The sequence below is a fragment of the Pseudomonas sp. BN505 genome (genome assembly GCF_029873175.1).
Lineage (GTDB): Bacteria > Pseudomonadota > Gammaproteobacteria > Pseudomonadales > Pseudomonadaceae > Aquipseudomonas > Aquipseudomonas putida.
In genome coordinates this window covers 345,363-354,856 of record NZ_SSOI01000013.1, presented here as the reverse complement: position 1 = coordinate 354,856, position 9,494 = coordinate 345,363, and the positions used below count along the sequence as shown (strand labels likewise).

10 protein-coding genes are annotated in these 9,494 nt (G+C 62.4%); 7 read left to right on the top strand and 3 right to left on the bottom strand.

Annotated elements, in window-relative coordinates:
• Window positions 1–450: 450 nt before the first annotated feature.
• Window positions 451–1,650: a tyrosine--tRNA ligase gene (tyrS, locus tag E8E78_RS02440; protein ID WP_016497737.1), complete on the bottom strand. Its 1,200-nt coding sequence runs from the start codon at window positions 1,648–1,650 to the stop codon at window positions 451–453.
• Window positions 1,651–1,863: 213 nt separating this feature from the next.
• Between tyrS and E8E78_RS02435 the strand changes: the two genes are divergently transcribed.
• The gene (locus tag E8E78_RS02435; protein WP_016497736.1) at window positions 1,864–3,285 is read left to right on the top strand and encodes a peptidoglycan DD-metalloendopeptidase family protein; all 1,422 of its coding nucleotides are present in this window, start codon (window positions 1,864–1,866) and stop codon (window positions 3,283–3,285) included.
• Window positions 3,286–3,289: 4 nt separating this feature from the next.
• On the top strand, window positions 3,290–4,381 hold the full coding sequence (locus tag E8E78_RS02430; protein ID WP_059394936.1) for an anhydro-N-acetylmuramic acid kinase: 1,092 nt from the start codon (window positions 3,290–3,292) through the stop codon (window positions 4,379–4,381).
• A gap of 59 nt (window positions 4,382–4,440) precedes the next feature.
• Here the strand turns inward: E8E78_RS02430 and erpA are convergent, their stop codons facing one another.
• Window positions 4,441–4,791 carry an iron-sulfur cluster insertion protein ErpA gene (gene erpA / locus E8E78_RS02425; RefSeq protein ID WP_016497734.1) on the bottom strand — a complete coding sequence of 117 codons (351 nt, stop codon included), beginning with the start codon at window positions 4,789–4,791 and terminating at the stop codon, window positions 4,441–4,443.
• A 146-nt stretch (window positions 4,792–4,937) separates the two neighbouring features.
• A complete protein-coding gene (argC, locus tag E8E78_RS02420; RefSeq protein WP_019472953.1) occupies window positions 4,938–5,972 on the bottom strand; it encodes an N-acetyl-gamma-glutamyl-phosphate reductase in 1,035 nt (344 codons plus the stop codon).
• 142 nt (window positions 5,973–6,114) lie between these two features.
• On the opposite strand from argC, the gene hemJ reads away from it, so the two are divergent.
• From hemJ to coq7, 5 genes are all read left to right on the top strand, one after another.
• A complete protein-coding gene (gene hemJ, locus E8E78_RS02415) occupies window positions 6,115–6,540 on the top strand; it encodes a protoporphyrinogen oxidase HemJ (protein WP_049275156.1) in 426 nt (141 codons plus the stop codon).
• A gap of 28 nt (window positions 6,541–6,568) precedes the next feature.
• Entirely contained in the window at window positions 6,569–7,525 is a 957-nt protein-coding gene (locus E8E78_RS02410) for a nitronate monooxygenase family protein (RefSeq protein ID WP_049275157.1), read from the top strand.
• 67 nt (window positions 7,526–7,592) lie between these two features.
• Entirely contained in the window at window positions 7,593–8,375 is a 783-nt protein-coding gene (locus E8E78_RS02405; RefSeq protein WP_016497730.1) for an SDR family oxidoreductase, read from the top strand.
• A 63-nt stretch (window positions 8,376–8,438) separates the two neighbouring features.
• Window positions 8,439–8,777 carry a histidine triad nucleotide-binding protein gene (locus E8E78_RS02400; RefSeq protein ID WP_016484636.1) on the top strand — a complete coding sequence of 113 codons (339 nt, stop codon included), beginning with the start codon at window positions 8,439–8,441 and terminating at the stop codon, window positions 8,775–8,777.
• Window positions 8,778–8,842: 65 nt separating this feature from the next.
• The gene (coq7, locus tag E8E78_RS02395) at window positions 8,843–9,490 is read left to right on the top strand and encodes a 2-polyprenyl-3-methyl-6-methoxy-1,4-benzoquinone monooxygenase (protein ID WP_016497729.1); all 648 of its coding nucleotides are present in this window, start codon (window positions 8,843–8,845) and stop codon (window positions 9,488–9,490) included.
• Window positions 9,491–9,494: the final 4 nt, after the last annotated feature.

Below are 9,494 nucleotides of genomic sequence, written 5' to 3'. Positions count from 1 at the left end.
TTTTTCCGAGAAACTCGTTTAGCTTCAAACACTTAACTCGCTGCGATCTCTCGTAGCGGGAGGTGAATCATACAGCGTTTAGAAGCGCTGTCAACCACCATTTCAACCGCTTGCGATCTTTCGATCGTAGCCCTTTCAGCAGCACCTTAACTATCTAACTCATTGAATCTCAAGGAGTTTGTCGTTCCGATGTCGCTGGAAGTGGGGCGCATTATAAGGGGATTCGGAAGGGCGTCAACCTTTAATTTCAGTTATTTGAAATATTCCAGGCGAAGACCGTATCAAGGCCACCAGTTGCTCGCCACACCCCAGGTAGTGCCCATGAGATCGAGCGCCGTGCGGGCGGCACTCAATCTTGAAGGCGCTGAATACCCCAAGGCGAACACCCCACAAACAAAGCGGGGAGGCCTTTCGGCCTCCCCGCTTCTATATAGCTACACCTGCAACCACTCACTCAGCCTTGAGGGTAACCCGCGCAAACGACTTCTTGCCCGCCTGGCACACATGGGTCGCACCCAGCGCAAACACGAAGTCACGATCAACTACCGCACCGTCGACCTTAACGGCACCGCCACTCAACAGGTCCCGCGCCTGAGCCGAGTTCTTCACCAGGCCAGCCCGGTTCAACACGGCCGCGATCGGCAAGTCTTCCGCTGCAGCCACTTCGACTTCCGGCAGGTCTTCCGGCAACTCGCCTTCTTTCATGCGGTTACCTGCACCACGGTGAGCGTTGGCCGCAGCCTCTTCACCATGGAAGCGCGCAACGATCTCTTCGGCCAGCTTGATCTTGATGTCGCGCGGGTTGGCACCTTTGGCGACGTCGGCACGGAACTGCTCGATCTCTTCCATCGAACGGAAGCTCAGCAGTTCGAAGTAACGCCACATCAAGGTATCCGGGATCGAGACCAGCTTGCTGTACATCACCCCCGGCGCTTCCTGGATGCCTACATAGTTGCCCAGCGACTTGGACATCTTCTTCACGCCGTCGAGCCCTTCGAGCAGCGGCATGGTCACGATGTTCTGCGCTTCCTGGCCATAGGCGCGCTGCAACTCGCGCCCCATCAGCAGGTTGAACTTCTGATCGGTACCACCCAACTCGACGTCCGCCTTCAGCGCCACCGAGTCATAACCCTGCACCAGCGGGTAGAGGAACTCGTGGATGGCAATCGGCTGGTTGGTGGTGTAGCGCTTGTCGAAGTCGTCGCGCTCAAGCATGCGCGCCACGGTGTACTGCGACGCCAGGCGAATGAAGTCGGCCGGGGTCAGCTTGTCCATCCAGGTGGAGTTGAACGCGACCTCGGTCTTGGCCGGGTCGAGAATCTTGAACACCTGCTGCTTATAGGTCTCGGCGTTGTCCAGCACTTGCTCACGGGTCAGCGGTGGGCGCGTGGCGCTCTTGCCGCTGGGGTCACCGATCATGCCGGTGAAGTCACCGATCAGGAAGATGACCTGATGGCCCAGCTCCTGGAACTGACGCAGCTTGTTGATCAGCACCGTGTGCCCCAGGTGCAGGTCAGGCGCAGTCGGGTCAAAGCCGGCCTTGATGCGCAGAGGCTGGCCGCGCTTGAGCTTCTCCACCAGTTCCGACTCGACCAGTACTTCTTCCGCGCCGCGCTTTATAAGCGCCAGCTGCTCTTCAACCGACTTCATAGACAAACCCGCAAGGCTCAGATTCAGGGGGAGCCAACCATACAAGATCGGCCGTCAAATACAAGTTTCGCAAAGGAATGTGACCCGGGCACCGGCTTGCGGCGTCTAGGCGCCCTTGCGTGAAAATGGATTTGGTTATATTTTATACAGTTATTTCATCTTCATCATGTCATTCATCTTTTCCATTTCACTTTTTTCAAAGTCACCTTACCCATGACCAACGAACCGCCTAAAGCGCCCCCGCTTTATCCGAAAAGCCATCTGTTGGCCGCCAGCGGCATTGCCGCCCTGCTCAGTCTGGCTCTGCTGGTATTTCCGTCCAGCGAAGTGGAAGCCAAGAAAACCACCCTCAACCTCGAGCTGGAGAGCCCTGCCGAGCAGCTGAAAGACGAATCTCGCGCTGCGCCCTTGGTGCAGGCCGAAGGCGAGCAAGGCTCGCCATTCGCCCAGATCGAAGAGGCTACCCCCGAGACCCAGAAGGCCGAGCAATCAACCCCTGCCGCCGAGCCTGTCGCCGAAGCCGCCAAGGAGCCTGGCCATCGCGAGGTCACCGTGGCCCGTGGCGACACCCTGTCCACCCTGTTCGCCAAGGTCGGCCTGCCGAGCAATGCGGTGCACGATCTGCTGGCCAGTAACAAGCAGGCCAAGCAGTTCAGCCAGCTCAAGCACGGCCAGGTGCTGCAGTTCGAGCTGGACAAGGATGGCCAACTGGCCAGCCTGCACAGCAAGGTCAGCAACCTCGAAACCATTCGCCTGACGAAGTCCGCCAAGGGCTACACCTTCAACCGTGAAATCAGCAAACCGGTGGTGCGTACCGCCTACGCCCACGGCGTGATCAAGAGCTCGCTGTCGGCCTCGGCCCAGCGCGCCGGCCTGTCCCACAGCATGACCATGGACATGGCCCGGGTGCTGGGTTACGACATCGACTTCGCCCAGGATATTCGCCCGGGCGACGAGTTCGACGTGGTCTACGAGCAGAAGGTGATGGACGGCAAGGTGGTCGGCACCGGCAACATACTGTCTGCCCGCTTCACCAACCGCGGCAAGACCTACACCGCCGTGCGCTACACCAACAAGCAGGGCAACACCACCTACTACACCGCCGACGGCAACAGCCTGCGCAAGGCCTTCATCCGTACTCCGGTGGACTTCGCCCGCATCAGCTCGCGCTTTTCCGCCGGCCGCAAGCACCCGATCCTGAACAAGATCCGCGCCCACAAAGGCGTCGACTACGCCGCCCCGCGCGGTACGCCGATCAAGGCAGCCGGTGACGGCCGCATCGAACTGGCCGGGCGCCGTGGCGGTTACGGCAACACCGTGATCATCCAGCACGGCAACCGCTACAAGACGCTGTACGGTCACATGCAAGGCTTTGCCAAGGGCATCAAGACTGGCAGCTCAGTGAAGCAGGGCCAGATCATCGGCTACATCGGCACCACCGGCCTGTCCACCGGCCCGCACCTGCACTACGAGTTCCAGGTCAACGGCGTGCACGTCGATCCACTCAGCCAGAAAGTGCCGATGGCCGACCCAATCGCCAAAAACGAGCGCCAGCGCTTCCAGCAGCAGAGCCAACCCCTGATCGCCCGTATGGATCAGGAAAAAGCCACCCTGCTCGCAGCGAACAAGCGCTAAGCCCATGGCGCTCTACCTGGGGGTGATGTCCGGCACCAGCCTTGATGGCCTGGACATCGCCTTGGTCAAACAAGGCGAGCAGCTTGAACTGCTCGCCACCCATTACCTGCCCATGCCCGGCGACTTGCGTCAGGACCTGCTTGCCCTGTGCAGCAGCGGCGCTGACGAGATCGCGCGCGCGGCGCTGGCAGAAAACCGCTGGGCCAGCCTGGCAGCCGAAGGTATCCGTGAACTGCTGGCCCGTCAGGGTCTGCAGGCCGATGCCATCCGCGCCATCGGCAGCCACGGCCAGACCATCCGCCACGAACCCGCACGCGGTTTTACCGTGCAGATCGGCAATCCGGCGTTGCTCGCCGAGCTTACCGGCATCAGCGTGGTTGCCGACTTCCGCCGGCGCGATGTGGCTGCTGGTGGCCAAGGTGCGCCCTTGGTACCGGCCTTCCACGAAACCCTGTTCGGCCACCTGGGCCAGCGCCTGGCAGTCCTGAACGTAGGCGGTTTCAGCAACCTCAGCCTGATCGAGCAGGACAAGCCGGTCCACGGCTTCGATTGCGGCCCGGGTAACGTGCTGCTGGATGCCTGGATAGAGCGCAAGCGCGGCCAGGCCTACGATGCCAATGGTGCCTGGGCGGCCTCGGGCGTGGTGCAGGCGAGCTTGCTCGGTGCATTGCTGTCCGACCCGTTCTTCGCTGGTAGCGGCCCGAAAAGTACAGGCCGCGAGGTGTTCAACCTGCCTTGGCTGGATGGTCACCTGGCGGGCCTGCCCACTTACCAGGACGAGGATGTCCAAGCGACGCTGCTGGAGCTTACCGCTCGCAGCATCATCGACTCGCTGAGCCATGCCCAGCAAGGCACCAAGGCGTTGCTGGTGTGTGGTGGTGGCGTGCGTAACGGCGCCCTGATGGCCCGCCTCGGCCAGCTGCTACCCGAGGCCCGTGTCGCCAGCACCGGCGCCCATGGCGTAGACCCTGATTGGGTAGAGGCCATGGCCTTTGCCTGGCTGGCTCACTGCTGCCTGGAAGGCATCTGTGCCAACCGCCCAAGCGTGACAGCGGCCAAAGGCCTGCGGGTACTGGGCGCAATCTACCCGGCATAACCGCTACGCCAGAAAGCAAAACGCCGCGCAATTGCGCGGCGTTTTCGTAAGGCCAGACTTCAGATCGAGAACGAGGAACCGCAACCGCACGTAGTGGCAGCGTTCGGGTTCTTGATCACAAAGCGCGAACCCTCCAGGCCTTCCTGGTAGTCCACCTCGGCACCAGCAAGATACTGGAAGCTCATCGGGTCGACGACCAGCGCCACGCCTTCGCGCTCGACGATGGTGTCGTCTTCGGCCACATCCTCATCGAAAGTGAAGCCGTACTGGAAGCCCGAGCAACCACCACCGGTCACGAACACCCGCAGCTTCAGACGCTCATTGCCTTCCTCATCGACCAGGTTCTTCACTTTCTGGGCTGCCCCATGGGTGAATTCCAGACCGGTAGGGGTGAAGGTTTCGACGCTCATGTTGACTCTCCCGGCGCAGTTGCCGCCTTAAAACTCGATGACGCGCATTATCCGCTTTCCCGAGAAAATCGGTCAACAATTGTGCGGCTTTAGTCGCGACAAACAAAAAGGCCCGCACGAGGCGGGCCATTTCGACAGGGGCTTGCTTACGGCAACAAGCCCGCGTGGGACAGGCCCATGCGCTCATCCAGACCAAACAGGATGTTCAGGTTCTGTACCGCCTGGCCCGACGCGCCCTTGACCAGGTTGTCGATCACCGACAGCACCACCACCAGGTCACCACCCTGCGGGCGATGAACAGCAATGCGGCAGACGTTGGCGCCGCGCACACTGCGGGTTTCCGGGTGGCTGCCCGCTGGCATCACATCGACGAACGGTTCGTCGGCGTAGCGCTTTTCGAACAGCGCCTGCAGGTCGACCGAGGTGTCGACCACGTTCGCGTACAGGGTGGCGTGGATGCCACGGATCATTGGCGTCAAGTGCGGCACGAAGGTCAGGCCGATATCCTTGCCAGCGGCCAGGCGCAGGCCCTGGCTGATTTCCGGCAGGTGACGATGGCCCTTGACCGCATAGGCCTTCATGCTTTCGCCGGCCTCGCAGAACAGCGAACCGACTGCCGCACCACGACCAGCGCCACTGACACCCGACTTGCAGTCGGCAATCAGGCGCGACGGGTCGGCCAGGCCCGCTTCCAGCAGCGGCAAGAAGCCCAGCTGGGTGGCGGTCGGGTAGCAACCCGGCACGGCGATCAGGCGCGCCTGGCGAATCTTCTCGCGGTTGACTTCAGGCAGGCCATATACCGCGTCCTTGAGCAGTTCTGGCGCGCCGTGCGGCTGGCCATACCACTTGCCCCACTCGGTAGCATCCTGCAGGCGGAAGTCGGCCGACAGGTCGATCACCTTGGTTCCGGCCGCCAGCAGTTCGCCAGCCAGGGCATGGGCAACACCGTGCGGAGTGGCGAAGAACACCACATCGCAGGCGGCCAGGGCCTTGCTGTCCGGCACGCTGAACGCCAGCCCGTCATAGTGGCCGCGCAGGTTCGGGTACATGTCCGCCACCGCCACGCCCGCCTCGGAGCGCGAAGTGATGACCGCCACTTCGGCCTGTGGATGCTGTGCCAGCAGACGCAACAGTTCGACGCCGGTGTAACCCGTGCCGCCGACGATACCGACCTTGATCATAACGCTTGCCCCTTATCAACGAGCCGTCTGGAAAGCGCACGATAATAGGGGCGCGAAGCGCCTGTAACAACTCTTCGGGTGACCCTTCGGGCGCTTGACCACTACTATCTGACGACCGTGAATACCTGAAGGAACTCCCTCCATGCTTTACCTATGGATCAAAGCGCTGCATATCGTCAGCGTGGTCTGCTGGTTCGCCGGCCTGTTCTACCTGCCGCGGCTGTTCGTCTACCACGCCCAGAGCGAGGACAGCATCAGCAAGGACCGCTTCGTCACCATGGAACGCAAGCTGTACCGCGGCATCATGAACCCGGCAATGATCGCCACCTACGTGTTCGGCGCGTGGATGCTTTACCTCACCCCCGGCTGGCTCAGCCAGGGCTGGCTGCATGCCAAGCTGACCCTGGTCATCCTGCTGACCGGCTACCATCACATGTGCGGTGCCCAACGCAAACGCTTCGCCAGCGGCAACAACACCCGCAGCCATGTCTACTATCGGTGGTTCAACGAAGTGCCCGTGCTGTTCCTGCTGGGCATCGTAATTCTGGTGGTGGTCAAACCGTTCTGACATAGCCACCCGTTCAAGGAGCCTTGCCATGTCGCTACCTGCCTCGCTCGAACAACGCCTGCGCCTGCCTGTGGTTGCGGCGCCGATGTTCCTGATCTCCAACCCCACACTGGTGCTGGCATGCTGCGCCAGCGGCGTGGTCGGCAGTTTTCCGGCCCTTAACCAGCGCGACAGCGCCGGCTTCAAGGCCTGGCTGGAGGAGATCGAGGCAGGCCTGGCGCAATTGCAGGCGCCAGCCCCCCATGCAGTCAACCTGATCGTGCACCCGACCAACCCACGCCTGCAGGCCGACCTGGCCTTGTGCGTGGAACATCGCGTGCCGATCGTCATCACCAGCCTGGGGGCGGTCAAGGAAGTGGTCGATGCCGTGCATGGCTACGGCGGCCTGGTGTTCCACGACGTCACCACCCGCCGCCATGCAGAGAAAGCCGCCGACGCGGGTGTCGACGGGCTGATCGCCGTCGCTGCTGGCGCAGGCGGCCATGCAGGCACCTGGAGCCCGTTCGCCTTGGCCGCAGAGATTCGCCAGTTCTTCGACAAGACCCTGCTGCTGGCCGGCTGTCTCAACCACGGCCACGAAATCCTCGCCGCACAATTGCTGGGCGCCGACCTGGCCTACATGGGCACACGGTTTATCGCTACTACAGAAAGCCAGGCTCAGGATGCCTACAAGCAGATGCTGCTCGATGCCCACGCCGCCGACATCATTCACACCCCGGCAGTGTCCGGCATCCCTGCAAGCTTCCTGCGTTCGAGCCTGGAGCAGGCTGGCTACGACATGAACGCCCTCAAAGGCGGCCACGAACAAGGCAAGCTCAAACCTATCGACGACGAAGCCAAAGCCTGGAAGACCGTATGGTCGGCGGGCCAGGGCGTCGGCGAAATCCATGACCTGCCCAGTGCCAGTGCATTGATCGAACGGCTCCACAGTGAGTACCGGGAAGCCCTGGAGCGCTGCCATATTCTGCGCGCCCGCACCTTGTAGCAAAACGCAACACCTTGCCCGGCCAAGCTGTACACTAGGCGCCCTCTTTCGCCCCCAGGAGCCTTGCATGACCCGTTACGCCATGATCACTGGTGCTTCCAGCGGCCTGGGCCTGGCCCTGGCGGAAGCGCTGGCACGGCGCGGGCGCAACCTGATCCTGGTGGCACGTCAGCGTGAAACGCTGGAACCCGTGGCCATAGAACTGACCCAGCGCTTTGGTGTCGAGGTGCTGTTCCGCGCCTGCGACCTCAGCCAGCCGCTGCGCCTGTCGGGCTTCGTACTGGAGCTGGAAGAAGGCGAACGGCGTATCGACCTGCTGGTCAACTGCGCCGGCTTGCGCACCTACGGGCCGTTCCTGGCCCATGAGTGGGCCGACGAACAGGACCTGCTTGAAGTCAACGTTCTGGCCCTGAGCCGCCTGTGCCATGCCATCGGCAACCTGATGGCCGTGCAGGGTGGCGGGCAGATCCTCAACGTCGCCGGCCTGGCCGGGGTGGCACCCGGCCCGTGGATGGCAGCCTATGCCGCCAGCAAGGCGTACGTGCTGAGCTTTTCCCAGGCGCTACGCGAAGAGCTCAAGCGTGCCGGCATCAAGGTCTCGGTGCTGTGCCCCGGGCCGGTACGCTCCCCGCACCGGCGCATCGCCCGGCTCGACGGCAAACCCCGCTGCCTCAGCCCCGAGGAAATCGCGCTGTACACAGTACGTGCGCTGGACAAGAACCGCGCGCTGATCCTGCCCGGCCGGCGCAACCGCTGGCTGGCATTTGCCCCGCGCCTGCTGCCGCGCTGGCTGGTGTGCAAACTGGCCGGGGCCATCCACCGCCGCTATTGCCCGGCCGGCATGGAATAGCCACTGGGCGAGCGGCGCTCGGCTGAGTACACTCGGCCCGACCCTCACCATGGAGCAAGTGCTGTGGACGATCTATTCCTCAAAATCATCAACCGGGAAATCCCGGCGGATATCATCTACGAAGACGACCAGGTCCTGGCCTTCAAGGACATTGCACCCGCTGCACCGGTACATTTTCTGGTCATCCCGAAAAAACACATCCGCACGCTCAATGACCTGACCGAAGAAGACAAGGCCCTGGCTGGCCACATCCTGTTCACCGCCCAGCGCCTGGCTGTCGAGCAAGGCTGCGAGGAAGGTTTCCGCGTGGTCATGAACTGCAACCCGAAAGGCGGCCAGACCGTCTATCACATCCATATGCACGTGCTTGGCCAGCGCCAGATGAACTGGCCACCGGGCTGATCCACGGCAAGCGACCCCGCCGCTATTGCGGTAAACTGTCGGGCACATTCTTGCGGAGGTGCCCGATGGCTACCGAACGTCACTACTCGCCGCTCGACCGCTTGTTGCTGCAGGCCGATACCGCCATGCGCACCTTGCTGCCCTTCAGCGGCCAACCCGCCCGGCCATCGCCGGCCATTGTCCAGCCGGACGCGGACCTGGACGATCAGCAGACCCGCCACATCGCCGGGCTGATGCGTATCAACCACACCGGCGAGGTGTGTGCCCAGGCGCTGTACCAGGGCCAGGCGCTGACCGCTAAACTGCCCCAGGTACGCAAGGCCATGGAGCATGCTGCCGAGGAAGAAGTGGACCACCTGGCCTGGTGCGAACAGCGCATTCGCCAGCTGAACAGCCACCCAAGCGTGCTCAACCCCCTGTTCTATGGCATGTCGTTCGGCATCGGCGCACTCGCCGGCCTGGTCAGCGACAAGGTCAGCCTGGGCTTCGTCGCCGCCACCGAACACCAGGTGTGCAAGCACCTCGACGAGCACCTGGAGCAAATCCCGCACGAAGACGAAAAGTCCCGGGCCATTCTCGAGCAGATGCGCATCGATGAAGAGCAGCATGCCGAATCAGCACTGGAAGCCGGTGGTTATCGCTTCCCGGCACCGGTCCGCTTTGGCATGAGCTTGCTGGCCAAGGTCATGACCAAGAGCACCTACCGCATCTGAAGGC

Bases quoted from the DNA above. Each gene is read 5' to 3' on its own strand.
- tyrS (WP_016497737.1), bottom strand. From the start codon at position 1,650: ATGAAGTCGGTTGAAGAGCAGCTGGCGCTTATAAAGCGCGGCGCGGAA.
- coq7 (WP_016497729.1), top strand. From the start codon at position 8,843: ATGGCTACCGAACGTCACTACTCGCCGCTCGACCGCTTGTTGCTGCAG.
- hemJ (WP_049275156.1), top strand. From the start codon at position 6,115: ATGCTTTACCTATGGATCAAAGCGCTGCATATCGTCAGCGTGGTCTGC.
- E8E78_RS02410 (WP_049275157.1), top strand. From the start codon at position 6,569: ATGTCGCTACCTGCCTCGCTCGAACAACGCCTGCGCCTGCCTGTGGTT.
- E8E78_RS02430 (WP_059394936.1), top strand. From the start codon at position 3,290: ATGGCGCTCTACCTGGGGGTGATGTCCGGCACCAGCCTTGATGGCCTG.
- E8E78_RS02405 (WP_016497730.1), top strand. From the start codon at position 7,593: ATGACCCGTTACGCCATGATCACTGGTGCTTCCAGCGGCCTGGGCCTG.
- erpA (WP_016497734.1), bottom strand. From the start codon at position 4,791: ATGAGCGTCGAAACCTTCACCCCTACCGGTCTGGAATTCACCCATGGG.
- E8E78_RS02435 (WP_016497736.1), top strand. From the start codon at position 1,864: ATGACCAACGAACCGCCTAAAGCGCCCCCGCTTTATCCGAAAAGCCAT.
- argC (WP_019472953.1), bottom strand. From the start codon at position 5,972: ATGATCAAGGTCGGTATCGTCGGCGGCACGGGTTACACCGGCGTCGAA.